Genomic DNA, 26,818 nt, shown 5'->3' with positions numbered 1-26,818 from the left:
CGCAACCATTTTAGGCATGAGCACGCAGATTTCTGCGAAGGCCAGCCCATGCGGTGCACTCTCGCTTCTTAGCCTCGACCTTACACGCGGTTGCCGGGTCCAGTGAGGAGCGCCCGGCGGCCGAAAGCCCGCTGGTGCCAACGCTCCTCAACTCGAAATCTCACTTTATACTGGATTTAAGGCCCGTTTGGGCGCGCATCTGCCAAGGCTTTTTCAGCCGCGATGCGTGGAAGGAGCAAGATTATGGACGCCAAGACCTCTCAGACTTCCAAGGGTATGCCGGACGCGAACGTGAAGTATCGCCCATACCCTGTCATCGACATCAAGGACCGCACCTGGCCATCGAAAACTATCGACAAGGCGCCGATCTGGTGTTCGGTCGACTTGCGCGATGGCAACCAGTCGCTGGTTAACCCCATGGGGCATGATCGCAAGGAGCGCATGTTCAAGCTGCTGCTGGAAATGGGCTTCAAGGAAATCGAAATCGGTTTTCCCTCGGCATCGCAGACAGATTTCGACTTTGCCCGCTGGTGTGTGGAGCAGGGTGGCGTGCCGTATGATGTTTCATTGCAGGTGCTGGTGCAGTGCCGTCCGGAACTGATCACGCGCACCTTCGAATCGCTGGAAGGTGCCAAAAACCCGATCATCCACTTTTACAATTCCACCTCTGAATTGCAGCGCCGCGTGGTGTTTGCCAAGGACGTGCCCGGTATCAAGCAGATCGCCGTCGATGCGGCCAAGATGATCACCGATATGGCCGCCAAGGCCGGTGGCGGTTATCGCTTCGAGTATTCGCCGGAGAGCTTTACCGGTACGGAACTGGAAGTGGCGTTGGAAATCTGCAATGCGGTGGTTGAAGTCGTGAAGCCAACGGCGGACAACAAGCTGATCCTCAACCTGCCTTCGACCGTTGAGATGGCAACGCCGAACATCTATGCCGACCAGATCGAGTGGATGTGCCGCAACATCGACAACCGCGAAAACGTCATCATCTCGCTGCATCCGCACAATGACCGTGGCACCGGCATCGCCGCCACCGAACTGGGCCTGATGGCCGGTGCGGACCGCGTCGAAGGCACATTGTTCGGCAATGGCGAGCGCACGGGTAATGTCGATGTGGTGACGCTGGCGTTGAACATGTACACGCAGGGCGTCGATCCTGAACTCAACTGCCGCGATATCGAACACATTAAGTCGGTCTATGAATATTCTAACGAAATGACGATCCCCGAGCGCCACCCTTATGTGGGTGAACTGGTCTACACCGCGTTCTCTGGCTCGCACCAGGATGCGATCAACAAGGGTATGAAGGCGATCAAGGTTGCCAACCATCCTGTGTGGGAAGTGCCGTATCTGCCGATCGACCCGAAGGATGTCGGTCGCTCCTACGAGGCGATCATTCGCATCAACTCGCAGTCCGGCAAAGGCGGCATCGCCTATATTCTGCAACAGGATTACGGCATCAACCTGCCGCGCAACTTGCAGGTGGAATTCCGCGAGGAAATCCAGCGCATTACCGATGAGGAAGGCGTGGAACTGCCAGCCAAGCGCATCTACGAGCACTTCATCGCGCAATACGTGACCCAGCCGAATGCACGTCTCAAATTCGTCGATCACCACACCTATCCTGCGGGTGATTATAAGGGTGTGCGCGTTGTCGCGGCGGAAATTACCGACAATGGCGAGATCAAGCGTATTGAGGGCAAGGGCACGGGCCCTATTGATGGCTTCATCAATGCGTTGTCGACTTACCTCGGCATTGATCTCTCGGTAAATGATTACTCCGAGCACTCCCTGCAACACGGCTCCAACGCCTCGGCCATCGCCTATGTCGAGATGGAGCATCCGGGTGGGAAGCTGTTTGGTGCGGGTATCAACACGAACATTGTGGCTGCTTCGCTGGAGGCGATTGTGTCTGCTGCGAACCGGGTTTTGGAGCAGCGGGGAAGAGTCTCCTAGCTTTCTCCCCCCTCCTCATTCCTGTGCTTGTCACAGGAATCCAGTCAGCCCAAGTCTTTGGGCTGAAAAAGAGTCCTTCGCCGCGCAGACGCGCGACGACTGGATTCCTGTGACGAGCACAGGAATGAGGGGAGTATGCATAATGCGCAACTTCCCCTCATATTCCATGTAAGTGATGGGAGATGTCCAGCCAGTCCGGATTCGTGCTTTCGATGAGGTTTAATTTCCACTGCCGAGGCCACTTTTTTATGGTTTTTTCACGCATAATGGCCGTGGTCAAAAGGTCATGATCTTCAAACCAAACAAGTGTTTTAACCCCATATTTTGAAGTGAATCCTGGGGTCAGCTCATTTTGATGCTCAAACAACCTGTTTGATAAGTTCTTGGTTACGCCGATATAAAGCGTGCCATTTCGTTTTGAGGCTAAGATGTAGACGTAACCTTTCATGATGAAAGAGTGCATGTCTTATTCGTGATCCACAAGATCAGGCGGGTATCTTCAGTCAGATTTTTAAGGTGTCATCAATCCGCCTACTCATCATCCCCTTGTTCCACCGGGTTGCTAAAGCCCAGCGGGCGGCCATTGGTGTAAAACACCCGTACATCTTCCAGCTCGATGCCGGTGGCTTTCTCATTGAGGCCATAGCGTTCGCAAGTTACGTTCCAAGTGCCTGGGCCGCCGTCGATGTGGAAGAGATTGTATCCGGCGCGGGGTTTTTCGCCGCCGGGGCCTTGCGAGGCGGAGGCGATGCCGACGACGGGGGTGTGGTCACGCCCGCGATGGGTGTTCAGCCAGTAGACGGTGTTGAGGTGGGTGTGGCCGTGCAGCACGAGTTCCGCGCCGCCGGTGCCGATGGCGGCTGCGAAGCGGCGGATGCCGATCATGCGTTTATGAGTGGAGGCAGCACCGCGAATGGGTGGGTGATGGATCATCACCACGCGGAACAGGCCCATTTCGCCCGCTTTTTTCAGCAATTCGGCAGTGGCGCGCGCTTGTCTCCGGCCAAAATAGCCGGTGGCGGAAAAGGGTGGGGTGGCGATGGAGGTCGAGCAGCCGATCATGGCCACAGGTCCGCGTACCCGCATGTAGGGGAAAATCTTGCGGTCTTCGTCCCAGTTTTCCTTGTCGCCATCGCCGTGCACGAAGGGATACCAAGCGGCCATGGCCTTATCATGCGCGCCGGGCACGTAGGCATCGTGGTTGCCGGGAACGACCGAGACTTTCAGCGGATCGCCCACTTCCTCCAGCCAGTCGGCGGCGGCGCGGATTTCAATGCCGGTTGCCAGATTGACCAGATCGCCAGTAATCGCGACATGATCAGGCGCCTTGCTTTCCATATCGTCCACCACCTTTTCCAGCGTGTCGCTGAAAAGATGCTTGCGACGATTGAGGCGCCAGTTCACAAATCCAAGGATGCGCTTAGATGCGAGCTCCCGAAAGGTGAGTTTGGGCAGCGGGCCGAGATGGATATCGGAGATGTGGGCAAGTTTGAACATGCGTTCAGACATAATCTATCCATGTTGGAGCGTACAATGCGAAACCTCGATTTTTCAAAGGGATAAGCGCTGAACGCCAAAGTGTGAAGCAGTATCTGGTTTATCGGGTACCAGTTGACGGAGAGTTGAGACGTGAGTGAAAACCTTGGGCGGGGTGAAGGGTTCCGGCGGTTGCTTCGGAATATTGCCAAACGCATGCTTCACGCGTTCTTCTTTCTCAGTCGCGGAATGACACTCGGTGTCCGTGCTGCCTGTTTCGATGCTGAGGGCAGGGCCTTTCTAGTGCGGCATACCTATATTTCAGGCTGGCATATGCCGGGAGGTGGTGTGGAGCGCGGCGAAACCGGGTTACAGGCGCTGCACAAAGAAATCCGCGAGGAGGGCAACCTTGTTGCCACGTCCACGCCGCAGCTTTTTCATGTCTATTTCAACAACCGCACCAGCAACCGTGACCATGTGCTGTTTTACCGCCTCAAGGTGACGCAAACCGCCCCAAAGGTGCCCGACCGCGAAATCAGCGACAGCGGGTTTTTCCCACTTGACGCTCTGCCTGATGGCACGACGCCCGCAACTCGCAGACGGCTTGCCGAGTTGGCGGGTGACGTGCAGCCGGATGATTACTGGTAGTTCAACCCAAACGGTCCCGATCATGGGCTCTGTCCAGATCGAGCTCTGGACCCACGGGCACGATTCCCGTCGGGTTGATGGTCTTGTGGCTGCGGTAATAATGCTCCTTGATGTGGCGCATATCCACGGTCTCGGGAACGCCTGATGTCTGGTAGAGATCGCGCAGATATCCCGTCAGATTGGGATAGTCGTGGATGCGGCGGATGTTGCATTTGAAGTGGCCGACATAGACAGGGTCGAATCTCACGAGCGTGGTGAACAGTCGCCAATCTGCCTCGGTCTGCTGCGAGCCGAGCAGGAAACGCTTATCGGCCAGGCGCTTTTCTAGCATTTCCAGCGTCTCGAAAATCTTGACGGCGCTTTCCTCATAGGCCTCCTGCGTGGTGGCAAAGCCTGCCTTGTAGACGCCGTTGTTGACGGTGTCGTAGATCAGATCGTTGAGGGGATCGATCTCTGCACGCAGGGCTTCCGGGTAGTAATCGCTTGTCGATCCCGTCAGGTCGTTGAAAGCGCCGTTGAACATGCGGATGATATCAGCCGATTCATTCGAGACGATGGTGTTCTGCCGTTTGTCCCACAGCACAGGCACGGTCACCCGGCCGGAATAGTTCGGGTCTGCCTTGGTATAGACCTGCCACATGGCGGACGCGCCGAAGAGGTGATCTTCGGTTGCGCCGGGTGTGCGTTCATCTGCTGGTTTGAACTCCCAGCCGTTTTCCAGCATCAGCGGATCAACCACCGAAACGGAAATGAAGTCTTCCAACTTTTTAAGCTTGCGGAAGATCAGCGTGCGGTGCGCCCAGGGGCAGGCGAGGGATACATAGAGGTGGTAGCGGTCCTTCTCGGCCTTGAAGCCGCCTGTGCCGGAAGGGCCAGGCTCACCATCCGATGTCAGCCAATTGCGAAACTGCGAGGCACTACGCTTGAAGTGGCCCTTGGTTTCTTTGGTGTCGTACCAGACGTCTTTCCAGACACCTTCAACCAGCATACCCATCGCGCTTTCTCCTTCATGTTGTTGCACGCACTGTAAGGCATGGCTTTGCGGGAAGTGAACCCCTGGGGACGTGAACAGTGCGTTCGTATCACACTCGCATCATTGAATGGCTGAGGGTTGTATTTGTTCTGGACGCGTCGGAATTTTCCTGATATCCGCGTTTATCACAATTCTGAGGGAATTCTGCTTTATGACCGCAACACGGATGCTCCGACGACGCTGACGCTTCGAACGCCTTAACCGGCGCAGCCGTCACATCGTCCTATCCGTATTTTAACGTTCCGGTCCCTTCATGTCCAAGCACGAACTGGTCTACCTCACCGAAGACGCGTCTCACGACGCCGTTATCGAACTCATCAATGCAGAAGCCTTCGGCCCCGGTCGGCACACCCGTGCTGCTGCCCGCATTCGCGAGCAGGGCCCGCACGACCGCTCGATCTCCTATATCTGCGCAGACGATGGCGAGACGATTGCCTCGGTCCGCATGACGCCGGTTCTGGCTGGCGGCGTGAAAGGGCACATGCTCGGCCCTCTCGCCGTGCGGCCTTCGCACAAGAACATGGGCATCGGTCGTGAACTGGTGCGGATCGCCATTGCTGCCGCCAGGCGCAAGGGTTCGGAAGGCGTTATTCTGATCGGTGATCCGCCGTATTATATGCCGCTGGGTTTCGAGAAGGTCGCCTATGCGGCGCTGGATTTCCCGGGCCCTGTCGATATGAACCGGGTGCTTGTCGTGCCGCTGGCGGATGACACGCATGAACGGCTAAAGGGCTTGATTGCCTGGCGGAACTGTAACGAATCCATCGCATTTCTCGATGAAGAAGCCACTGTGGAGCCTCTTCGCGCTACCGCGTGATAGCCTGAAACTCAGCTCTTTGCGTCGATACTAGCAATTTGAGAGTACGTTCAGACGCGGCGGCGCTTACACGCGCCGCCGCGTTCTTCGCTATTTCTTATAGGCGTCGAAGCGATATTGCTCACCGTTGCGGCTGATATTGCCAATGCCGGGGAAGGGCAGGTGTGCTGCCGCGATAAGATAGCCTTCGTCGGCGGCCTGTTGGAAAGCAGCAGCGCGCGTGATTGCAGCTGTTGGCTGATCGTAATCGAAATCGATCGTCACTGCCGTATTGTCGAACTGCACGCGGTTGCCATGGACGATATCGCCAACGAACACGATCGTTTCGCCGTTGTTCTCAAACCGGATGGCAAGGTGGCCCGGCGTGTGGCCAGCGTGCAAAGTTGCGCTGAAACCGTGCAGAATATCGCCGTTGTCTTCAAACAGCTCGACGCGATTTTCTACTTCATAGGGATCGATCGTGTCGTGCGCGCGGGCGATCTGACCCTTGACCTTCTCCGTTGCATGGGGCGCGTCGGCAGCGCCATCCGTCAGCCAGAAGGCGGCTTCCGTCTTGCCAATATGCAGCGTGGCATTCTTGAAAACGGCCTTGCCGTCCGCGATCAAACCGCCGGTCTGATCGGCATGAATATGGGTGAGAATAACGTCATCGATGTCATCTGGTGACACGCCCAAGGTTTCCAGCGCTGCTCTCAGTTTGCCAAGTGCCGGCCCATAAAGCGCGCCGGAACCGGCATCGATCATGATTTTCTTGTCGTCTGTTTCCACCAGAAATGCATTGACTGACAGCTCAGCCGGAGCGTCTGGAAATTTTTCAGGGGTGGGCTGGTCGGAGCCCAGGCGGTAGAGGCTGCCAATGGGTGCCGTGAGGATACCGTCTGATAATGCGGTAATGCGGGCCTTGCCCAGTGAGAACGTGAAAGGTTCAAAAGAACTGCTGTCTGTCATGGAGAGTTTCCGTAAGCTATTATTTATGAAAGTGATTTTTTGAGATAGATCATAATATTCGCGTTGCCAAAATCTTCGATTTGGCCGAAAACCACATAGCCGCATTTCTGATAAAGGCGCAAAGCGTCTGTATTCATCGTATCGATATAGGCACCTCGGCACCCTCTTTTAAGGGCTTCTTTTTCAGCAAGATCGAGAAGTTTTGGTCCAAGACCTTTGCCCCTCATATCTTCCGGAATGAAGAGAAGCGAGGTGTAAAGCCAGCCGCGCGCCGTGTGGCCGCTCAGCCCGCCGATGATGTTATCATCGTCATCACGCAACGATATGACGAGTCCCCGCCAATCGCTTGGGCCGAACCGTTCGGCATTGTAGGCTTTCAGCCCAGCGAGGATGGCCGCTTCGCTTTCCTTGTCGGAGTCACTGATGGCAATACGCGGTTCCATCAGCGCCCTTCACGCCACCAGAGCGCGGAGAAGGCCAGCAGAAGTGCGGCAAGGCCCGCGAAACCGGCGAAGAGCGGCAATGTGTTGACGCCTTTCAGCACTGTTTCGTCCGTCAGGCGAATGAGCATGCGGTCATTATCCGCCACCCGCACATCGCCGCGCACGGGCAGGATATCTGGCAGCACGACGCGGTCATTGTCGTTCACGACACGGTGGATACTGCCCTTCGTGGCATCGACCAGTGGCTGCAAGGGTTGCGTGGTCGAGATCATCGCCTTGAATTCCGGTGCGTCCACAGCGCCGACATGGACGAGTGTGGTGAAGTCGCCGTTGGTGATTTCGTAGAGGCCGGTTTCGTCCATGCGGCGTTCGATCTTGTAGAGACCGGGTTCTGTCTGCGTGAACGCCATCGTCTCGGTCTTGCCGGTGGGGAATTTGACCGTGGCATCGCCGGGATTGTCGCCGATGGTCTGGCGGGTGATTTCCAGCGTGCGGCCATTGGCGCGGGCTGTCAGCGCTTCTTCTTCAAGCTCGGGCTCTTTCATCAGCCAATGGGCGATGCGACGGTAGAGGCCGACATGCGGGCCGCCGCCTTCGAAGCCGCGTGCCCACAGCCAACCCTGATCGGACAGCAGCATGGCAACACGGCCTTCTCCCTGACGGTTCAGCACCAGCAACGGGTCCTGACCATCACCCAGCATCACGGTCTGGCCCTGCGGTTGCTCGACACCGACGGTGCGGAACCAGCGGCCCCACTGCGGTGGTTCTTCGGCTGAACCCTCCAGACCACGTGTGACGGGGTGCTTCTTGCCTGCTTCGGACAGGCGCGGATAAAAGGCTGCCTGATGCATCTCGCCGGTGGGCTGTGCTGGTAGCACCGAGGCGAGGGGAGTCATGGCAATGGAATCCTGCCCCGCATGTTCGGGCCCGGCGGCAATCAGCAGCGCGCCGCCTTTTTCGACATATTGGGCGATGTAATCATAGTAAAGGATCGGCAGCACGCCGCGATGCTGGTAGCGGTCGAAGATGATGAGGTCGAAGTCCTCGATCTTCTCGACAAACAGCTCACGCGTCGGGAAAGCAATTAGCGATAACTCGTTGATCGGCGTGCCATCCTGCTTTTCCGGTGGACGCAGAATGGTGAAATGCACCAAATCGACCGACGTGTCCGACTTTAACAGGTTGCGCCATGCGCGCTCGCCCGCGTGCGGTTCGCCGGACACCAGGAGCACACGCAGGTTCTGGCGGATGCCTTCGATGACGTGGACGGCGCGGTTGTTGCTGGTGGTCACCTCGCCCGGCAGTTCCGCCACGGAAAATTCCATGACGTTGTTGCCGCCGCGCGGGACCTTGAAACTGAAGGGCAGAGGCTGGCCGGGCGTCGCTTCCAGCGTCGCGATTTCCTCGCCATTCATCTTCACGGTCACTTCCGCCTGACCACCCTGTGCGCGACCGTCATCGAAGACGCGCAGCGTCAGTTCCTGCTGCTCGTTGACGATACCGAAGCGCGGCGCGCGCACCACTTCGATGCGCCGGTCGAACTCATCTGCCCGTCCGGTGATCAGGCCGTGAATAGGCGCCTTGAAGCCCAGAGTCTGCTCGATATTGGGCGTGACGTTCGGAATGTCGTGGATCTGCCCATCGCTGAGGAGGATCGCGCCGCCGACGCGGGATGGCGAAACGTCCGAGACGGCAGCCGCGAGCGCCGAGAACAGATTGGTCGCCGGGGCATCGCTGTTAGGATCGTTCTTGACATCCACAAAGCGCGGCTCGATCCTCGGGAAGCGCGCGAGACGTTCTTTCAGCGTCGCCAGCGCCTGCTCCGTTTGTTCAGGGCGCTGCTGTACGTCCTGGCTTTGCGAGCGGTCAACGATGACGGGCACGATGGTCGAAAGTGGGTCGCGCTCCTCATTGGTCAGAAGCGGATTGGAGATCGCGAGCAACAGTGCGGCAAGCGCCAGCCCGCGCAGCCACGCACCGCGCACCCCGCGCCACAGGCCGATAATGGCCAGCACGAAGGCGGCGATTGCCATGATGGCGATGACGATCCATGGCAGGAACGGAGCGAAGGTCAGTGTCATATCATTGCCCCAACCGCTGGAGGATATCGGGCACATGCACCTGATCGGCCTTGTAGTTGCCGGTCAGCATATACATCATGATGTTGACGCCGGAGCGGAACGCATGTTCGCGCTGCACCTCATCCGGCGGCACGGTGGGCAGCACCGGTGCGCCATTGGCATCGACGGCCCACGCACCGGCAAAATCATTGCTGGTGATGATGATGGGCGACACACCATCACCTGATGAGGAGATGCCCGATGTCGTCTTTGCCGCGTCCTGCCGCGATTCCACCCAGAGCGGACTGCCGGAGTAGCGACCGGGGAAATTGTTCAACAGGTAGAACGAGCGCGTCAGCACATGGTCTTTCGGCACGGGTTCCAGCGGTGGGATATCGACGTTAGCGAGGATTTCCTGAAGGCGCTGGCCATTGGCGCTCGTGTTGCCGCCGCCATCAAGCGACGAAAACTGATCGCGTGTGTCGAACAACACGGTGCCGCCCGCGCGCATATAGGCATCGATCCGTGAGATCGCGGCAGTGGACGGCATCGGCGCGGTGGCTGAAATCGGCCAGTAAATGATGGGATAGAAGGACAACTCGTCGCTGGAAATATCGAGCCCCACCGGCGCGCCGGGCTCCAGCGTCGTGCGCCATGTCATGAACTCGGTCAGCCCCTGCAAGCCCTGTTCGGAAATGCGGTCGACATCGTCTTCGCCGGTGCGGACATAGGCCAGATGCGTTGTGTCCAGCCGCTCGAAGATGGCCTCGTCACCGGGTTTCGGGTCATCGGCGCGGGCGATGTCAGGCGCAAAAATCGTCAGGCCAGCGGCAAATGTCAGCAGAATGGCCGCAGCCGACGAGCGGGCGCGGGGCAGACGAGAAAAGACGCCGTTCATGAAGAGAACGATGAGGCTGTCGGCAAACAGCATCAGCAAGGCTGCGATGAACAGGGAGGGACGCAACGATCTGGCGGCTTCGCCGACGAGGCCTTCTCGCGTGGTTGCGGTTCCCGCAAGCGCGGTGTCGATGGGACGCAGCGTTGCGTTCGGCGGAAGCAGGTTGAGCGCGACGAAACCGGATTCCGTGCCATAGAGACCGGGGGGATTGTCGAAGCTGGCAGCAGGAGCCTGGCCGGGCTTTACGTCCAGCGGGCGGGCGGTGCCGATTTCAGGCGAGAGCGCGCCGGTTGCGGTCAGCAGGCGGTAAGGCGGCAGGGCTGCGGTGGGTGCATTGGCGGATGCCGAGGAGCCGCCGACCTGTGACAGCTGGACGATCCGGCGCAGCATTTCCACAAAATGGCCTGAGATGGGCAAGTCCGACCAACTGGCTTCGGCGCTGACATGGAACAGCACGATGCGGCCTGCATCGACATTGCGGGTGGTCACCAGTGGCGTGCCATCGGCAAGGCTTGCCCATGTGCGTTCCGACAGATCGGGCGTCGGTTCGGCCAGAACCTGCCGCTTGATGTGAACGCCATCGGCCTTCGGCATGCCTGCGAAGGGGCCGAAATTCGGGAAATCGGCCAGTGGCTGCGGTTCTGCCCAGGAAAGAGCGCCGCCGAGTGCGCGCTCACCCTGACGTAAGGTCACCGGCACTAGCGGATCGTCCGCCGGGGCCGCTGCAAGGCGCGGGCCGGCAAAGCGGATCAAGGTACCGCCACGCGACAGCCAGCGCTGGATGGGCGCGTAGGTTTCCTGCGGCAGGCGACCGATATCGGCCATGACGATGACGGATGGATTGGATTGCAGCAACTCTGGAATGGCGACGGCAAGGTCCGCCTGCCGTTGCGGCACCAGATCGACATAGGGCTGAAGCGCGCGGCTGATATAGAACAGCGGCTGAAGGAGAGGCTGGAAATCATTGCCGGTCTCGCCTGCCAGAAGGGCGACGCGGCGACGGCGGAAACCGTCATCCAGCAGATGCACCGAGCCCGCCGTCGATAGCCGGTCGATGGACAAGCGTGCGAAATCGTTGCGCAGTTCGAAGGGAGCACTGAGAACGGCAGTGGTTTCGGCTGCACCCGGCGCGAAGGTGGCGTTGTCGCTGGCAAGAACCCGGCCCTGACTATCCTGCGCGCTGACAATGAGGGTCGATGGCCCGCTGGTTTCAAGGCGCGAAAGAGCAACTGTCATGGTTTCAGCACCGTTTTCCGCACCTGTTATCGCCGTAACGGCCTGTCCATCACCTTCGACCACGCGGAATTCAGCTGCCTGCATGGTGGCAAGGCTGCTAAGCGCGGCCCGGTCTTCAGGTGTGGCGACGCCATCGGTGACATAGGCGAGAGTGCCGGGATTGGTGCCGTTCATGGCTTCGATAACGGCTTCTGCGGTGCGCACACGATTGGGCACCAGCGGCTGTGGCTTGGCGGCGGCGAGCTTCTCGCGGGCTGCGGCTGTCGTGCCCGGTTCGGCGTCGTGGTCGCGGTCTGCGGTGAAGGCAATCGACACGGGGCGCTCGGCACGTTCGGCATCGCCGATCAGGGCCTCTGCGGTGCGCACGCGGCGCTCCCAATCGGGTGCCGAGGCCCAGCCATTGTCGATGATCAGCACAAGGGGGCCATCGCCCGCCAGCGTGTTGTTGCGCGGGTTGATGACCGGATCGGCCAGTGCGAGAATGACCGCTGCGGCCAGCAACATACGCAGAATTGTCAGCCACCAAGGGCTTTTAGACGGTGTTTCCTCGCGTTTCAGCACGGTTGCCAGAATGCGCAGCGGCGGGAAGATTTCCGCCTTCGGGCGCGGCGGCGTCAGCCTCAGCAGCCACCAGATGGCGGGCAGGGCGAGAAGACCAAGCAGGATGTAGGGACTGGTGAAAACGAAGGGCAGGGCGCTCATGTGCGGCCTCCGTTGGCACCGCCAGCCGGGGTGCCGGAGAGATACATGTGCATGGCAACCAGCGCTTCGGATGCCAGATGATCCGTGCGGTGAAAGACGAAATTCCAGCCAAGGCGACGAAGCGACGAGGACATTGCCTCACGCCGTGCTAAATACGCACGGGTATAATCTTCGCGAATGGTTTCTGCCCGACCGGCGGTCAGTTTTTCGCCGGTTTCCGGGTCCGAGAACTCGGTGCGACCGCTATAGGGAAACACTTCCTCGGCGGGGTCGGCGATCTCCACCACGTGACCGCGCAGGCCACGGCGGGCAAGCGGCGACAGGCGCTCCATCACGGTCGTGGCGTCATCCAGAAAATCACCGATCAGCACCAGCTCGCTGGAACCACGGATCATTGCCGTATCCGGCAGGCCGGTGGTTGCGGGCGCATGCATGATGGCCGTTGCCAGCCTTTCCGCTGAGTTGCGCGCGGAAATCGGCTCCATGATGCCGGGGCAGCCGATGCGCTCGCCGGAGCGGGCCAGGATTTCAGCGAGTGCGAGCATCAGCACCAAGGCGCGGCTTTCCTTGGAGACTGAGCCCAAGGTGGACTTGAACATCATGGAAGGCGACAGATCCGCCCAGAGCCAGATTGTGTGGGCCGCTTCCCATTCCTGATCTCGGATATAGGTATGATCGTCGCGCGCGGACCGGCGCCAATCGATGCGCGACAGGCTTTCGCCATCGGCATAGGGTCTGAACTGCCAGAAGTTTTCGCCAATGCCACGCTTACGGCGACCATGCCAGCCCGCCGTCACGGTGTTGGCAATGCGTTTTGCCTCCACCATGCAATCGGGCACCAGAGCGGCGCGCTGGCGCGCACGGGCCAGCACGTCACTGCCGGGCGTCTGCTCTACGATCTGGCCGATGGATGCCACATGCACTCCTTAACGTATTGGACGGCGGACGGTCAGTTCTTGGCCTGTTCCACAAGGGCTGCGATGACATCGCGCACGGACATGCCTTCGGCACGGGCCGCGAATGTCAGCGCCATGCGGTGTTCTAGAACCGGTTCGGCAAGCGCGAAGATATCGTCCAGCGATGGTGCGAGACGGCCTTCGTAGAGCGCGCGGGCGCGGGCCGTCAGCATCAGCGATTGACCGGCACGCGGCCCCGGACCCCAGGCGACGTTCTTGTCCGTCAGTGTGTTGCCATGGCCGGGGCGCGCTGAGCGCACCAGAGCCAGAATGGCATCCACCACTTTGTCGCTGACAGGCATCTGGCGGATCAGCGTCTGGATTTCGATGAGACGATCGCCTTCGATCATGCGGCGGGCCTCGCCCGACGCTGTTCCGGTGGTATCGAGCAGGATCTGGCGTTCTGCGGCCAGATCAGGATATCCGACATCGACCTGCAGCAAAAAGCGATCGAGCTGGGCTTCCGGCAGCGGGTACGTGCCTTCCTGCTCAAGCGGGTTCTGGGTGGCCAGAACGTGGAAAGGCTTGGGCAGATCGAAGCGCTGGCCAGCGACCGTTATGTGATATTCCTGCATGGCCTGCAACAGCGCAGACTGCGTGCGCGGGCTGGCGCGGTTGATTTCGTCGGCCATCAGCAACTGACCGAAGATCGGGCCCTTGATGAAGCGGAAGGAGCGGCGACCGCTTTCATCCTGATCCATGACTTCGGAACCGAGAATATCCGAGGGCATGAGGTCTGGCGTAAACTGGATGCGGTTTGCATCGAGCCCGAGAACGGTGCCAAGGGTTGTCACCAGCTTGGTCTTGGCAAGACCGGGAACGCCGACCAGCAGCGCATGGCCGCCGGAAAGGATGGCCAGCAGCGTGTTTTCAACGACTGTTTCCTGCCCGAAGATGACCTTGGAAACTTCACTCCTGATGGCGGCGATGTCGGACAGCGCCTTTTCGGCAGCAGCGATGATCGCTTTTTCATCGAGGGTTTCGCTGGTGTTCATCATGCCCATATCGCTCTCCTCAAAACCAACGCCGCTGTCACGTCTTAACAAGCCTACTACCGCTTACAGGACGGATTTCGCGCTGCCTATAGCTTATTGTCATCCTGCCCGCTGACAAGCAGCCTTGGAATGACTATCTCGTTACTCATGCCGATACTCTCAATAATGGACAAAGCAGGGCTCGAATATGGCGGTTGAGACGATAAATTCGGCACCGGATGCCGCAGGGCTCGCAGCCCTGATTTCGCGCGCTGCCGACCAGACTGGCGAAAAGGTGCGCGGTCCCGCACCCGTCGAACGCTGGAACCCGGAGTTGTGTGGCGATCTGGATATGGAAATCCGCGCCGATGGCACATGGTTCTACATGGGCACGCCGATTGGCCGCGCGCCGCTGGTGCGGCTGTTTTCCACCGTTTTGCGCAAGGATGAAGACGGTAGGACCTATCTCGTAACGCCTGTGGAAAAGGTCGGCATCCGCGTGGTCGATGCGCCGTTTATCGCGGTCGAGATGAATGTGGGCGAAAAAGATGGTGTGCCGCTTCTCACATTCCGTACCAATGTGGGCGATGTGGTGGAAGTGGGGCCCGAGCACCCGCTGCGTTTCGAAATCAGCGGTGAAAACAGCGAGTTGAAGCCCTATCTTCTCGTGCGCGGTCGGCTGGAGGCTCTGGTGTCGCGCGCCGTCATGTATGATCTGGTGGAACTGGGCGAAGTGGTTGAAATCGAAGGAAAAGATATGTTTGCCGTGCGATCTGGCGGGCAGGTGTTTGCCATCATGCCAGCAGCTGAATTAAGTGAATTGTCAAAATGATATTATCCGACTGCCAGACCCTTCAATGCTCCTCATTCCTGTGCTTGTCACAGGAATCCAGTTGCTGCGCGTCTGCGCAGCGTGGAGAGTCTTTCAGCCCAGAACTGGGCTGGCTAGATTCCTGTGACAAGCACAGGAATGAGGAATATTCCGGTGGTTTTGCCTACCATGGATGATCTCTCATTTTTCTCAGCCGCCAATTTCCGGCATCGTGTTCTCTCGGAAGGCGAGGGCGTGGCCGAGCGTGAGGACGGGGACAATGGCGATCATGTTCTTAACCCGGGTATACGATTAGCGGGTGAGGGTATTCGGCTGAAAGATGCTGCCGTGCTGGTGCCGGTGGTGGATTATGGCGATGAAGCACGGGTCATTTTTACGCAGCGCACGGCGACACTTCGCAAGCATTCCGGCCAGATTTCCTTTCCCGGTGGCGGTATAGACAAGGAAGATCGCTCGCCGGAAGATGCGGCTCTTCGCGAAACGGAAGAGGAAATCGGCGTGTCGCGCTCCTTTGTCGAGACCGTCGGGCGGTTGCCGGATTATATTTCCGGCACGGGTTTTCGCATCAAGCCGGTGCTGTCAGTGGTCAAGCCCGGCTTTGATCTGACCCTCAACCCCACAGAAGTGGACGAGGTTTTCGAGGTGCCGCTGTCGTTTCTGATGAACCCCGACAATCACAAGCGCGGCAGCCGCATCTTTCAGGGGAGGGAGCGGTTTTTCTATGAAATGCCCTATGGCGAACGCTATATCTGGGGCATTACGGCGGGTATCGTGCGCAGCATCTACGAAAGGTTTTATTCATGAGCAACATTGCCGGGCAGGACTGGTTTTCCAAGCCGTCGCTACAGCGGATACTGGCGCTTTTGAATGCCGATGGTGGTGAGGCGCGGGTCGTCGGCGGCGCCGTGCGCAATGCGTTGATGGGCATGCCGGTGGGCGACATCGACATCGCAACGACGTTGCCGCCGCAAGACGTGGTGGACCGCGCCAAACAGGCGGGCATAAAGGCCGTCCCGACCGGCTTCGAGCACGGCACCGTAACGCTGGTGCTGGATGGTGAAGGCTTCGAGGTCACCACCCTACGCCGAGACGTGGAAACGAATGGCCGCCACGCGCAGGTGGTTTTCGGCACCGACTGGCAGGACGATGCGGAGCGCCGCGACCTGACGATCAATGCGCTTTATGCTGATGCCTCGGGTGAGGTGATCGACCTTATCGGCGGCTTGCCCGATATCGAAAAGCGCAACGTCCGCTTCATTGGCGATGCCGATACCCGCATCGCCGAGGATTATCTGCGCGTTCTGCGCTTCTTCCGCTTTTTTGCGCATTACGGGTCTGGTCGCCCGGATGCCGATGGTCTGCGGGCCAGTGCTCGTGCCAAGGACAAACTCTCCACGCTGTCGGCTGAGCGTGTTTGGAGCGAAATGAAAAAGCTTCTATCTGCGACAGACCCTTCGCGGGCGCTGCTGTGGATGCGGCAATCCGGCGTGCTGGCGCAGGTGCTGCCTGAAACCGAGAAGTGGGGCATTGACGCCATCCACGGTCTCGTCGCAGCCGAACAGGCCCTTGGCTGGGAGCCGGACGCGTTGATGCGTCTTGCGGCAATCGTACCGCCCGATGCCGAGAGGATAAGCGCACTGACCGCGCGTCTTCGCATGTCGAATGCCGAGGCAAAGCGGCTCAAATTATGGGCCGAGTCGACCGCCATCGATCCTGCGGTTGCGGATGCGGCGTTTGATCGTCTGCTTTACCGACAGGGCGTCGATGGCGTGCTTTTACAATTGAAACTGGCTCTGGCTGCGGCGAGGGCCGATATCTCGGCGGGTGAAGCCGCGATGCAGAAAATTGCCCGCCTTTCGGCACTCCTGACCCGAACAGAAAAATTCCAGAAGCCGCAATTTCCGCTCACAGGCGCAGACGTGCTGGCGGCTGGCGTGGAGCCGGGGCCGCGTGTCGGCCAGATTTTGACGGGGCTTGAGGAGAAATGGATCGAGTTCAACTTCTCACTCGACCGGGCAGCGCTCACCGCCCGGCTTGAAACAGCGGTCAGGGATCAGGCCTGAACGACGTTTTCATCGCGAATGCGCGACTTGATGTTCTCGACCATGTTTTCGCGGATTACAGTTTCGCCATGCGCCTGCCGAAGATGCTCGACGGCGCGGCGCACCAGTTCTGCATCTTCATCAGCGCGTGAGTGCCATTCGCAACCCGGCACAAGGGTTCCACATTCGAACAATCTCATCATTGCCTCCCATTGTGAAATGCAGGGCACTAAGGCTTCAAGCGGAGGTGCCTTGCTGTTCAGCAAACGGGTGCGGCAGGGATAAGTTCCCGTCAGACTGTGTCGGAGTGCGCCCAGCAATGGAAGACGGATGACGTTGCCGCGGCGGGCACAGTGCGGCTGATTTTCACGCGGTCGTCGTTCGCGGCGGCCTCATTGGCCAGCTTGCGTTTTGCCTGCTCGACGTAAAAGGAATGTGGGAGTTCTCGGTCTCCCGTCGCGCGCATTTCAGCGGCAAGACGGTCTATGACATCAGGTGTCGGGACGGCACGGGTTTGATTGGTGCCGACAGCGGATTTGGGCATGCTGTTTGAAGTAATCACGATGATAGCTCCTCCAGTCATCTGAGGATTGAAGACTATCACCGGTGCTGTTGTTTACGAAGGTCTAATTTTCTAAATTTGGCATGAAATCGCTAACAAACATCAAACTTTTCGTGAGCTTTCACGGCCAGCGAACCACCGGCGGGAGGGATGAGAGAATCGAATCCACATTGCCGCCCGTCTTCAGGCCAAAAATCGTGCCCCGGTCATAGAGAAGATTGAATTCGACGTAGCGACCACGGCGCACGAGCTGCTCGTCGCGGTCTTCTTCCGTCCAGGGCTTGTTGAAATTGCTGCGGACGATCTTGGGGTAGGCCAGGTTGAAGGCGCGCCCGACATCCTGCACGAAACCGAAATTGGCATTCCAGTCGCCCTTTTCCTCATCCGGGTGCAGCCAATCGAAGAAGATGCCGCCGATGCCGCGGGGCTCGTTGCGATGCTTGAGATGGAAATACTCGTCGCACCACTGCTTGTAACGTGGGTAATCCGCGACAGCGTGGCGGTTGCAGGTGATTTCGAACACGCGGTGAAACACCTGGCTGTCGATGTCGTCCTGCGTGCGGCGGCGGTCGAGAACCGGCGTCAGGTCTGCGCCACCACCGAACCAGTGACTGGATGTGACCACCATGCGGGTATTCATATGCACGGCGGGAACATTGGGATTGACCGGGTGCGCGATCAGCGAAATGCCGGATGCCCAGAAACGCGGGTCTTCTTCGGCGCCGGGAATCTGGCCTCGAAACTCCGGCGGAAATTCGCCGTGGACGGTCGAGGTGTGAACGCCGACCTTCTCGAAGACGCGGCCTTCCATCATCGACATCTTGCCGCCACCGCCGTCGCCGCCGTCGCGCTGCCATTCTTTCTGGACGAAACGGCCCGGCTCGTGATCGGCCAGCGGGCCCTCCAGCTCATCCTCGATGGTTTCAAAGGAGGCGACGATGGTATCGCGAAGGCTTTCGAACCATGCCTTGGCCAGCGCCTTCTTGTCCTCGATGTCGTCGGGCAAGCCTTTCGGCAAAACGGGCCGTTCCATATCCGATGTCCTTCAAGTCGAATCGTTGAGTCCAGCCCGGTTTATCAGCCACGCGGCATAGACACAAATTCGACTCGCCAAGCGCCGGGTCTCACACTATCTTTTGAAAAGAGAGGTGAGTGTCATGACGAAATTTACCGGACCGCCACCCCTGGCTGGCCTCAAACGCAGGCTCGACGCCCACCGGCAGGACGAGGCCGCTGGCGGACGCAAAAACAACAAGCAGGGCATGTTCGTGCGCCAAACCTTTTGTCTGACACGCGGTGAAGCGCGCGCGAAAGCCAAGGAATGGTTCGACGAGTTTCCCAAGGCGGCCTATTGGACCGAAGTGGAAAGCTGGCGCACACTTGAAGGCGACCGCATTGAGTTCACCATGCGCCGCCTGCCATCTGCCGATTGATGTTACGACCGGTTGTCTGCGGCCCGAAGGCGGCTTTCTCCCAACACGCCGCCCTGATCGAGAATGGGATGGGCGACGGAGACGATGTGGGCGTTGATGCGCTTGAGGTCGCGCAACATATCCAGATGCAGCGAGCTGGTTTGCAGGCTCTGCATCAGGCCATCCCGCAGCCGTTCCAGATGGCGACCTGATGACTGTTTTTCCAGCCGCCTGATATCGATCTTGATTTCCATCAGACGGCGGGCGAGGTCGAAATCACCTGTTACGAAAATGCTCTGTGCAGCGCGCAGGTTTTCGATGGTCATATCGAACAGCGTCTTCAGTTCGTCATATCCGTCATCGGAAAATTTGAAGCCGTTGACGATCTTCTTGCGGATTTGTTCGGCCAGCCCTTTTTCAACGATATCACCGATATGCTCGAGGTTGATGGCGTAATCGATGATGGTGATGGAGCGGCGGGCATCGTGCTCGTCCAGTCCTTTGCGACCCAGCTGGGAGAGGTAAATCTTCACATCCTGCTGGCGCGTATCAACCTTCTTTTCGAGCGCTATGATTTCGGCAAGCGGGGCGAGATCATTGTGCTTGAAGGCATTTTCGGCACGGATCAGCATCCGCTCGATGGTGTCACCGACCACGAGAACTTCGCGCGTAGCATTGGCGAGCGCCACAACGGGAGTGTCGAGCGCATCGGCATCGAGAAAATGCGGACCTTCGTCCGTCTGCGGATCATCCGGCACCATCTTTGCCATCATATCCGAGATCAGACCGGAGAAGGGCCATGCGATGGTTGCGAGCGCCAGATTGAAGATCAGATGCGCATCCACCGGCAGCATGGCCTGCGCCAGTGGAAGTTTCTGGAGCAATTCCGCCCCGTAACCGGCAAGCGGCAGGGCAATGGCGCAGCCTGCGGCCCGAACCACGAGATTGCCGATGGTGATGCGGCGGGCCGATGCCGGTGCAGACAGAGTGGCAACAACGGGCGGGATCGCACCGCCAAGGTTTGCTCCCAGAATGAGGACGATGATGAGCCCGGTGGACAGAATATCTGCGGATGCCAGCGACAGAATGAGGACCACGACGGCGAGGCTGGAGGATGAAACGAAGGCCAAAGCCGCCGACAGCAGCAGCGCGACGGGCCACGCATCATCCAGCATGCCGATGAAGGCACCAAGCGCGGGGGAATCACGCATCGGTTCGGTCGCCGCGCTGAGCAAATGAAGCGACAGCAACATCAGACCAACGCCGACCAATGCGGTGCCGCTGCCCTGACGCGCGCTGGAGGCGCCCTTGCGCACGATCAGACCTGTAAGGATCAGCATGGGAGACAGCCACGCCACACCGGTCGCAAAAATCCAGGCCGTGACGGCGGTTCCGATATTGGCACCCAGCAGCACGACTTGCGCCATGCGCGGGCGGATGAGGTCACGTTCGGCGAAGGACGCCACCGTTAGTGCGGTGGCGGTCGAACTTTGCAGGGCGATGGTGGCGAGGAAGCCTGACAGCAGCGAACGCAGCGCGCTCTTCGTGCCGGTCGCCAGCACGGTTCTGAGCTTGACGCCGAAAGCGCGGGTCACGCCGTCTTTCACTTGCGCGAGGCCGAACAACAGCAGGGCGACAGCGCCCAACAGATTGACGATAATGATGGTGGATTGCATGCTTGGTCGCCCTCCTTCCGTCAGTATTCTTATTGTGAACGCATGGCCTTGCCCGAAACCGATGGCGCGTTCGGACGACGGGATGCGCAAAACGTTTCGGAAGGCGGAATCTTTAGTTGGCTAATAAACATAGGCCCGAAATACGCCATCGTACAGGGCTGATTACGACATTTTGAAGCGAAATGGCGCTTACGCCCACGCCGTCTGGCGCAAGGCTTCTCCTGATATCATCGCCGCCGACATGGCGACATTGATGGAGCGCTGGCCTTCGACCATTGGAATGATCAGCCGCTCGTCTGCCTTGTTATGCACATGGTCTGGCACGCCAGCACTTTCGCGTCCGAACAGCAGGATATCGTCGGGGCGATAGGCAATATCGACATAGGGCAGGGCGGCTTTGGTGGAGGCGAGCAGCAGGCGTCTGCCGGTCGTGGCGCGCCATTCCTCGAAGCGCTCCCAGTTGACATGGCGGGTGAGCGATGCGCTGGAAATATAGTCCATGCCGGCACGTTTCAGGTTGCGGTCGGAGATATCGAAGCCCGCCGGTTCGATGATATCGACACCCAAGCCCAGACACGCCGCCAGGCGCAATATGGTGCCGGTGTTGCCGGGGATGTCCGGTTGATAGAGGGCGATCCTGAGATCGGGCATGGTCTTGTCTTTCGCGTCGAACTGGCGGCGGCTTACCACGGCGGGCGGCGTTGAAACAAGCACAGCCGGGCAGGCGCTTCGTTGTCTTACCGACATATGGGTGTCGTAAGCTGCGTGCTTGGAAATCGAGGGCTGTTTGGTGCTGGTCAATGCATATTTTTTGAGCTACAAGGGCGCATCTTCAACACCAGCCACGGAGGTTCAGATGAATATACCTGTTCGATATCGCCTCCCGGCCCTTGTGTCGCCTTCACAGGCCTAGGTGTTTTTGCGGTCTGACCGCGCTTTCCTTTTCTGTTTCGTCATGTGGCTGTTGCGGCCATATTCCATGTTCTTTCCTTGGGCAGCGGTCGGAGCTTCGGTCTCCCGGCGCCGTTATCAAGGTTTTTATGCCCGGAGCTAGGCCATGTTCGGCTGGTTTGAAAAACGTCTCGATCCCTTTCCCGCAGCCACGCCTGTCGTGCCGCCCAACCGGCTGTTGCCGTTCATGTGGCATTACGTCAAACCCGCTGCACCCTGGCTGCTTCTGCTGGGCCTTATGTCCATGGGTATCGCGGTTGCGGAAGTGATGCTCTACCAGTTCCTTGGAAACATCGTGGACTGGCTGGCATCGGCCAACCGGGAAACCTTCCTTCAGGACGAGAGCTGGCATCTTGCTGTGATGGGTGGCCTCGTGCTGGTGGCCCTGCCGTTGATGGGCACCATTCACACCATGACGATGCACCAGACGCTGGCAGGAAACTTCGGCATGATTGCCCGGTGGCATATGCACCGTTTCCTGCTGCGCCATTCCATGACGTTCTTCGCCAACGAGTTTGCAGGCCGCGTTTCCACCAAGGTCATGCAGACGGCGCTCTCCATTCGCGAAGTGGCGCTGAAGGTCATCGACGTCTTCGTCTACGCCATCAGCTTCGTTGGCTCGATGCTGTTCATGGTGGCGGCTGCAGACTGGCGGCTGGCTTTGCCACTCCTCTTCTGGCTGTGCACCTATATCGCGATCCTGACCTATTTCGTGCCGAAACTCGGTCGCCTCGCCAGCGAGCAGGCCGATGCGCGGTCTCTCATGACGGGCCGCATAGTGGACAGCTACACCAACATCGCCACCATCAAGCTGTTTTCCCATGCGGGTCGTGAGGAAATCTATGCGCGCGAAGGCATGAGCGTATTTCTGGACACCGTCCACCGGCAGATGCGCCGTATCTCCGCCTTCAACATCAGCATCGATATCAACAATGCGCTGGTGATGTTTTCGACTGCTACGCTCGGCCTCTATTTCTGGATGATGGGCTCTGTTTCGGTCGGCTCCGTAGCGGTTGCCATCGGCCTGTCCATGCGCGTCAACGGCATGTCGCAATGGATCATGTGGGAAGTCACATCGCTGTTTGAAAACATCGGGACCGTTTACGATGGCATGAGCATGATGTCGAAGCCGCACGATATCGTCGATGCAGCCAATGCACCCGGACTTTCGGCTCACAAGGGCGAAATCCGCTTCGAGGACATCCGTTTCCACTACGGCAAGAACAAGGGCGTGATCGAAGGCCTTTCGCTCGATATCAAGCCCGGTGAAAAGGTCGGTCTGGTCGGTCGCTCAGGTGCAGGCAAGACGACGCTGATGAACCTGTTGTTGCGTTTCTACGATCTGGAATCGGGCAAAATCCTCATTGACGGGCAGGATATTTCCACGGTTTCGCAGGATAGCCTGCGTTCGCTGATCGGCGTCGTCACGCAGGATACGTCGCTGCTGCACCGGACAATTCGTGAAAACATCGCCTATGGCCATCCGGGCGCCACGGATGAAGAGATCATCGCGGCGGCAAAGCGCGCCAACGCCTGGGATTTCATCGAAACGCTTGTCGATATGCATGGCCGCCAAGGTCTTGATGCGCAGGTCGGCGAGCGCGGCGTCAAGCTTTCCGGCGGTCAGCGCCAGCGCATCGCCATCGCCCGTGTCTTCCTGAAAAACGCACCGATCCTCATTCTCGACGAGGCGACCTCGGCGCTGGATTCGGAGGTGGAAGCGGCCATTCAGGAAAATCTGTTTGCGCTGATGGAAGGCAAAACCGTCATCGCCATCGCCCACCGTCTGTCAACGCTGACCGAGATGGACCGCCTTATCATTCTCGATAAGGGCAAGATCGTCGAAGCCGGCACGCATGGGGAGTTGGTGGAACACGGCGGTATCTACGCCGATCTGTGGCTGCGCCAGTCTGGTGGATTCATTGCGGAGGAAGAACCGGATATGAAGGTGGCGGGGGAGTAGCTTCGGACTCTTGGGGCATCTTTTCTTTCGTCATGCTCGGGCCTGTCCCGAGCATCTGCTTCGTCGCAATTTTAGATACGTGAGTGGATCCTCGGGGCAAGCCCGAGGATGACGAAAGAGTCTGTCAAGGCGTCAGCGATCCATTTGAGCAAACGATGGTTTTAGGCGCCTTATCTAACAACCATTACCAAAATATAATCTCCTCGCCGCTTTGCCCGTGGCTGAATTCCACCTATACAAAATCCATGATCATCACCCGTATTTTTGGCTATTTCGAAAACTGGATCAAGCCCTTCGCCCGCAAGGACGATCTGCGTCCGCCGGAAGATACGTTTGCTTTTATTTGGTTCTATCTCAGGCAAGCCAAAACGCCGTTCTTTGCCATGCTGGTTCTGGGTGGGCTAACGGCGGCTATCGAGGCGGCGTTGTTCTGGTTTGTCGGGCGGCTGGTGGATATTTTGTCCACCGTCAAGCCGGGCGCGGGATGGGCCGGACTCATTGCCGATCATGGCTATGAGCTAATCGGCATGCTGGTTCTGATTGCGGTTGTGCGCTTCGTCGTCACCATGGTCACGGCGCTGGTGGATCAACAGATCATTACGCCCGGTTTTTATAATCTCGTGCGCTGGCAGTCCTACATGCATGTGGCACGGCAATCGCTGAGCTTCTTCCAAAACGATTTTTCCGGTCGCATTGTCACCAAGGTCTGGTCTGGCGGACAGGCGGCGGGCGATCTGGTCACATCGCTGATGGAAAGCGTCTGGTTCGTTGGTATCTACTCTGTTTCGATGCTGTTTCTGATTGGCGGTCTGGACTGGCGTCTGGCCGTGGTGGTGGTGGTCTGGGTCGGTATTTTCTCGATGCTGGCGCGCTATTTCGTGCCGCGCATTCGCAGGCATTCGCGGGAAACGGCGGAAGCCGCATCCATGCTGTCTGGCCGCATGGTGGATGCCTATGGCAACATCCAGACGCTGCGGCTGTTTGGCCGTGACGATGCCAACGACCGCTATATGCGTGATGGTTTCGATATCTTCCAGTCGAAGACCATGATGTTCACGCGCTTCATCACCGGCGTAAGAGCCTCCATGGCGCTGCTGTCCGGCATCATGATCACGTCGATGGCAGCGCTCTGTATCGATCTGTGGCTGTCGGGTCGCATCAGTTCCGGTGCAGTCGCGTTTACGCTGGCGCTTGTGCTGCGTCTCAACTTCCTGCTGGGCCGGTTGATGACGCAGTTCAACGGGATCATGCGCAATTTCGGCACCGTACAAAATGCCGCCGAGTTGATTTCTCAGCCGATCGATTTGGTGGACGTGCCGGGTGCACCGGGATTGGTCGTATCCAAACCCGGTATTCGCTATGACAATGTCAGTTTTCATTACGGACGAAGCAAGGGCGTTATCGACAACCTGAACCTCGATATCGAGCCTGGCGAAAAGGTCGGTATCGTGGGCCGTTCAGGGGCGGGCAAGTCCACACTCGTCAATCTGCTGCTGCGTTTCTACGACGTCGAGAAGGGCCGCATTCTGATCGACGGGCAGGATATCGCCAAGGTCAGCCAGGAAACGTTGCGCGCGCATATCGGCATGGTCACGCAGGACACGTCGCTGCTGCATCGCTCCATTCGCGATAACATCATGTTCGGGCGCATGGATGCCGATGAGGAGCAGTTGCTGGCCGCGATCCGACGCGCCAAGGCGGATGATTTCATCGAACGTCTGGAAGACCAGCGAGGCCGCAAGGGGCTGGATGCGCATGTGGGCGAGCGGGGCGTGAAGCTCTCCGGTGGCCAGCGTCAGCGCATCGCCATCGCTCGCGTGATGCTGAAGGACGCGCCTATTCTGGTGCTGGACGAGGCGACTTCCGCACTGGATTCAGAGGTCGAGGCCGCCATTCAGAGCAATCTGGATGAGTTGATGCGTGGCAAGACCGTGCTGGCCATTGCCCACCGTCTCTCAACCATTGCAGCCCTTGACCGGTTGATCATCATGGATGCCGGGCGCATCGTGGAGCAGGGCACCCATACGCAGCTGGTTGAAAGCGGCGGGCTTTATTCCGAGCTTTGGGCGCGTCAATCCGGCGGGTTTCTTTCGCCAGATGAGGTCGCGCAGTAGCGTCTCAAGGCGCCGCGATCCTGAAATCGGCTATCAGCCCGAAATGGTTTGAGCCGAGGTTCTGCGGCAGGCGTTCCAGCCTCATCAAGGTTGCAGGCCTGCGTGCATAGATGTGGTCTATGGCGATGCCGAACGCACCGGCGTCGATAGGCCACGTCGCCGGTTCCCACTGTGCCTTCTTCAGGTCCGTATCTAGCAGAAAATCTTGCATATCCGGTGCAATACTGGCGGAGTTGAAGTCGCCACCAAGAATCAACGGACCTGAGACGGCTGCGATGGTGGACCGAATGCGGTTCAGTTCATTGCGGTGGTACTCATCGAAATAGGGCTTTGCGAGGTGGGCTGCGGCCAGCGTCAGCTTCACGCCGTCAATATCGACAACGGCCATACCAAACCTTTCGCGGCTGACATAGCTCAGCGTCCCGATGCGCGCATCATCCAGTGGTCGTTTCGACAAGATCAGCAGATCGCAACGTTGCGTGCCCTCGCCACAGCCGAGCCGATATGGGTAGGTCTGCTGGATGCGCGGCAGCACAGCGGTCAGGGCCGCAGCCTCCATCACGTAGGCAACATCGGCATTCGAGGCGATGATGGTGTCAGCGATTGATTCGGCGTTGGCGCTGTTTTCCATCAACACGTTGAAGGAAAGCAGTCGGAAGGCGCGAGCGTCTTTCGGCGCGTAACCGTCCGTCACGAACTCGCGCTCCATATAAAGAGCGTGAGCGCTGAGCGTGAATGCCCATGTGATGATGATGAAGAACACGCGAGAGCGAAGCACGGCAAGGCACAGAAGAGCGGCGATTGCGACCAGAACGGCAATGTGCAGCTGAAAACTGGTGACGAAGGCCAGCAGCCATAAATCAACGAAAAATCGGGCACTTATGACGGACAGCGCAAGTACGAGCGCAAGCGCCGTGACGCAGGTGAGCCTAGCTTTCAATCCTAAAACCTCGTTTTACAGGCTCCCTGTGATTCTAATTATCACGCGCCAATGCGCCATACAATGTTGCAGGATGGACATGAGGGCAGGAAAAGGCAGAGAAAAATGGCTCTCAAGGCAGAATTACGGCAGCTTTGTGTGCTTTCCTCTTGCCAAGGTCCGCCATATTTTGCGAT

The 26,818-nt window shown here is 58.7% G+C and carries 24 protein-coding genes; 9 read left to right on the top strand and 15 right to left on the bottom strand.

The features are described 5' to 3' along the window. The first annotated feature begins 243 nt into the window (after positions 1 to 243). Positions 244 to 1,959 (top strand): 2-isopropylmalate synthase, encoded by a 1,716-nt coding sequence (gene leuA, locus HRR99_RS10800; RefSeq protein WP_233121661.1) that lies wholly within the window; start codon positions 244 to 246, stop codon positions 1,957 to 1,959. Positions 1,960 to 2,116: 157 nt separating this feature from the next. On the opposite strand, the gene HRR99_RS10795 is transcribed toward leuA, so the two are convergent. Continuing rightward, entirely contained in the window at positions 2,117 to 2,407 is a 291-nt protein-coding gene (locus tag HRR99_RS10795) for a GIY-YIG nuclease family protein (protein WP_233123481.1), read from the bottom strand. Positions 2,408 to 2,490: 83 nt separating this feature from the next. Beyond that, the gene (locus HRR99_RS10790; RefSeq protein ID WP_233123480.1) at positions 2,491 to 3,456 is read right to left on the bottom strand and encodes a metallophosphoesterase family protein; all 966 of its coding nucleotides are present in this window, start codon (positions 3,454 to 3,456) and stop codon (positions 2,491 to 2,493) included. A 195-nt stretch (positions 3,457 to 3,651) separates the two neighbouring features. Here HRR99_RS10790 and HRR99_RS10785 point away from each other — a divergent pair, with 195 nt between their 5' ends. Continuing rightward, on the top strand, positions 3,652 to 4,083 hold the full coding sequence (locus HRR99_RS10785) for an NUDIX domain-containing protein (RefSeq protein WP_233123479.1): 432 nt from the start codon (positions 3,652 to 3,654) through the stop codon (positions 4,081 to 4,083). 1 nt (position 4,084) lies between these two features. On the opposite strand, the gene HRR99_RS10780 is transcribed toward HRR99_RS10785, so the two are convergent. After that, entirely contained in the window at positions 4,085 to 5,077 is a 993-nt protein-coding gene (locus HRR99_RS10780; RefSeq protein WP_233121660.1) for a glutathione S-transferase family protein, read from the bottom strand. 292 nt (positions 5,078 to 5,369) lie between these two features. Here HRR99_RS10780 and HRR99_RS10775 point away from each other — a divergent pair, with 292 nt between their 5' ends. Next, complete coding sequence (locus HRR99_RS10775) at positions 5,370 to 5,933, top strand: GNAT family N-acetyltransferase (protein WP_233121659.1); 564 nt, start codon at positions 5,370 to 5,372, stop codon at positions 5,931 to 5,933. A gap of 90 nt (positions 5,934 to 6,023) precedes the next feature. Here HRR99_RS10775 and HRR99_RS10770 read toward each other — a convergent pair whose 3' ends face one another. From HRR99_RS10770 to HRR99_RS10745, 6 genes are read right to left on the bottom strand one after another with little or no spacing between them, the layout of a single operon-like run. Next, positions 6,024 to 6,881, bottom strand: coding sequence for an MBL fold metallo-hydrolase (locus HRR99_RS10770; RefSeq protein WP_233121658.1), 858 nt, complete (start codon positions 6,879 to 6,881; stop codon positions 6,024 to 6,026). 23 nt (positions 6,882 to 6,904) lie between these two features. Beyond that, positions 6,905 to 7,324, bottom strand: a complete 420-nt coding sequence (locus HRR99_RS10765) for a GNAT family N-acetyltransferase (RefSeq protein WP_233121657.1) — start codon at positions 7,322 to 7,324, stop codon at positions 6,905 to 6,907. Then, positions 7,324 to 9,405 (bottom strand): hypothetical protein, encoded by a 2,082-nt coding sequence (locus HRR99_RS10760; protein WP_233121656.1) that lies wholly within the window; start codon positions 9,403 to 9,405, stop codon positions 7,324 to 7,326. The genes HRR99_RS10765 and HRR99_RS10760 overlap by 1 nt, the downstream gene beginning before the upstream one ends. Position 9,406: 1 nt before the next feature. After that, complete coding sequence (locus HRR99_RS10755; protein ID WP_233121655.1) at positions 9,407 to 12,220, bottom strand: DUF4159 domain-containing protein; 2,814 nt, start codon at positions 12,218 to 12,220, stop codon at positions 9,407 to 9,409. Continuing rightward, positions 12,217 to 13,137: a DUF58 domain-containing protein gene (locus HRR99_RS10750; protein WP_233121654.1), complete on the bottom strand. Its 921-nt coding sequence runs from the start codon at positions 13,135 to 13,137 to the stop codon at positions 12,217 to 12,219. The genes HRR99_RS10755 and HRR99_RS10750 overlap by 4 nt, the downstream gene beginning before the upstream one ends. Positions 13,138 to 13,169: 32 nt before the next feature. Then, positions 13,170 to 14,180: an AAA family ATPase gene (locus HRR99_RS10745; protein ID WP_111837821.1), complete on the bottom strand. Its 1,011-nt coding sequence runs from the start codon at positions 14,178 to 14,180 to the stop codon at positions 13,170 to 13,172. A 178-nt stretch (positions 14,181 to 14,358) separates the two neighbouring features. Between HRR99_RS10745 and HRR99_RS10740 the strand changes: the two genes are divergently transcribed. The 3 genes from HRR99_RS10740 to HRR99_RS10730 all read left to right on the top strand — a co-directional run bounded on the left by HRR99_RS10740 (position 14,359) and on the right by HRR99_RS10730 (position 17,045). Next, positions 14,359 to 14,982 (top strand): DUF1285 domain-containing protein, encoded by a 624-nt coding sequence (locus tag HRR99_RS10740; RefSeq protein ID WP_233121653.1) that lies wholly within the window; start codon positions 14,359 to 14,361, stop codon positions 14,980 to 14,982. 168 nt (positions 14,983 to 15,150) lie between these two features. Continuing rightward, positions 15,151 to 15,786, top strand: coding sequence for a CoA pyrophosphatase (locus HRR99_RS10735; RefSeq protein ID WP_045228772.1), 636 nt, complete (start codon positions 15,151 to 15,153; stop codon positions 15,784 to 15,786). Then, positions 15,783 to 17,045, top strand: a complete 1,263-nt coding sequence (locus tag HRR99_RS10730) for a CCA tRNA nucleotidyltransferase (protein ID WP_233121652.1) — start codon at positions 15,783 to 15,785, stop codon at positions 17,043 to 17,045. Before HRR99_RS10735 ends, HRR99_RS10730 begins: the two co-directional genes overlap by 4 nt. On the opposite strand, the gene HRR99_RS10725 is transcribed toward HRR99_RS10730, so the two are convergent. The 3 genes from HRR99_RS10725 to hemF all read right to left on the bottom strand — a co-directional run bounded on the left by HRR99_RS10725 (position 17,036) and on the right by hemF (position 18,619). Further along, on the bottom strand, positions 17,036 to 17,224 hold the full coding sequence (locus HRR99_RS10725; RefSeq protein WP_111837825.1) for a DUF1059 domain-containing protein: 189 nt from the start codon (positions 17,222 to 17,224) through the stop codon (positions 17,036 to 17,038). The genes HRR99_RS10730 and HRR99_RS10725 overlap by 10 nt on opposite strands. Positions 17,225 to 17,316: 92 nt before the next feature. Further along, positions 17,317 to 17,586, bottom strand: a complete 270-nt coding sequence (locus HRR99_RS10720; protein WP_111837826.1) for a hypothetical protein — start codon at positions 17,584 to 17,586, stop codon at positions 17,317 to 17,319. A gap of 121 nt (positions 17,587 to 17,707) precedes the next feature. Then, complete coding sequence (hemF, locus tag HRR99_RS10715; RefSeq protein ID WP_233121650.1) at positions 17,708 to 18,619, bottom strand: oxygen-dependent coproporphyrinogen oxidase; 912 nt, start codon at positions 18,617 to 18,619, stop codon at positions 17,708 to 17,710. 124 nt (positions 18,620 to 18,743) lie between these two features. Here hemF and HRR99_RS10710 point away from each other — a divergent pair, with 124 nt between their 5' ends. Continuing rightward, positions 18,744 to 19,019 (top strand): hypothetical protein, encoded by a 276-nt coding sequence (locus HRR99_RS10710; protein WP_045228661.1) that lies wholly within the window; start codon positions 18,744 to 18,746, stop codon positions 19,017 to 19,019. A 2-nt stretch (positions 19,020 to 19,021) separates the two neighbouring features. On the opposite strand, the gene HRR99_RS10705 is transcribed toward HRR99_RS10710, so the two are convergent. Together HRR99_RS10705 and HRR99_RS10700 are read right to left on the bottom strand one after the other, a co-directional pair. Continuing rightward, a complete protein-coding gene (locus tag HRR99_RS10705; protein WP_233121649.1) occupies positions 19,022 to 20,674 on the bottom strand; it encodes a Na/Pi cotransporter family protein in 1,653 nt (550 codons plus the stop codon). Between the two features lie 189 nt (positions 20,675 to 20,863). Beyond that, complete coding sequence (locus HRR99_RS10700; RefSeq protein WP_233123478.1) at positions 20,864 to 21,325, bottom strand: tRNA (cytidine(34)-2'-O)-methyltransferase; 462 nt, start codon at positions 21,323 to 21,325, stop codon at positions 20,864 to 20,866. Between the two features lie 406 nt (positions 21,326 to 21,731). Between HRR99_RS10700 and HRR99_RS10695 the strand changes: the two genes are divergently transcribed. Together HRR99_RS10695 and HRR99_RS10690 are read left to right on the top strand one after the other, a co-directional pair. After that, positions 21,732 to 23,588 (top strand): ABC transporter ATP-binding protein, encoded by a 1,857-nt coding sequence (locus tag HRR99_RS10695; protein WP_233121647.1) that lies wholly within the window; start codon positions 21,732 to 21,734, stop codon positions 23,586 to 23,588. Between the two features lie 245 nt (positions 23,589 to 23,833). Next, positions 23,834 to 25,702 (top strand): ABC transporter ATP-binding protein, encoded by a 1,869-nt coding sequence (locus HRR99_RS10690; protein WP_233121646.1) that lies wholly within the window; start codon positions 23,834 to 23,836, stop codon positions 25,700 to 25,702. A gap of 4 nt (positions 25,703 to 25,706) precedes the next feature. Here HRR99_RS10690 and HRR99_RS10685 read toward each other — a convergent pair whose 3' ends face one another. After that, a complete protein-coding gene (locus tag HRR99_RS10685) occupies positions 25,707 to 26,642 on the bottom strand; it encodes an endonuclease/exonuclease/phosphatase family protein (RefSeq protein ID WP_233121644.1) in 936 nt (311 codons plus the stop codon). Between the last annotated feature and the right edge of the window lie 176 nt (positions 26,643 to 26,818).

The sequence above is a fragment of the Agrobacterium vaccinii genome (assembly GCF_021310995.1).
In the GTDB taxonomy this organism is placed as follows: Bacteria; Pseudomonadota; Alphaproteobacteria; order Rhizobiales; family Rhizobiaceae; genus Agrobacterium; species Agrobacterium vaccinii.
The sequence above is the reverse complement of the archived record's forward strand: the minus strand, read 5'-3'. Positions and strand labels throughout refer to the sequence as shown.